The sequence below is a fragment of the Pseudoalteromonas sp. GW168-MNA-CIBAN-0100 genome (genome assembly GCF_040309225.1).
GTDB classification, from domain to species: Bacteria; Pseudomonadota; Gammaproteobacteria; order Enterobacterales; family Alteromonadaceae; genus Pseudoalteromonas; species Pseudoalteromonas arctica.
In genome coordinates this window covers 1-415 of sequence record NZ_JBEOOL010000151.1, presented here as the reverse complement: position 1 = coordinate 415, position 415 = coordinate 1, and the positions used below count along the sequence as shown (strand labels likewise).

Annotated in this window: 1 protein-coding gene; it reads right to left on the bottom strand. The window is 34.0% G+C overall.

From position 1 onward, the window contains the following. Positions 1-231: 231 nt before the first annotated feature. The coding region (locus AAEY62_RS20460; protein ID WP_350636060.1) for an Hsp33 family molecular chaperone HslO at positions 232-415 on the bottom strand (184 nt) is incomplete at its 5' end.

Here is a 415-nt window from a genome sequence, read left to right as displayed (position 1 = left end):
GGATAGCCTGGGTCTTGTTAACCTTTAAGCTGCGATTATAGTAACAGATGAGCTAAGGATATTCGAGCTTATGAAGGTGTTAAAAACACATATATTGGGTAAAAAACATGAATAATTTCAATGACACCGGTATCATAAAAACGGCTATTTTTATGATACCGGTGTCATTTTAAAATTATAAAAAAAGCCGCATAGCATGTGACTTTTTTATAATTTAGATTTAATGCGTGATTAGTTAAAAATGTTTTTCACATCTTGCTCATCAAAAAGATAATCTTTTAGACAGTAATGGCAGCTAATTTTGATTTCGCCATGCTCAGCAACATCATCAAGTAGCGCTTGTTGGCCAATATTAACTAATGCAGTCATGGTTTTTTCGCGGGTACAACCACACTTAAATTGAATGCTTTGTGGC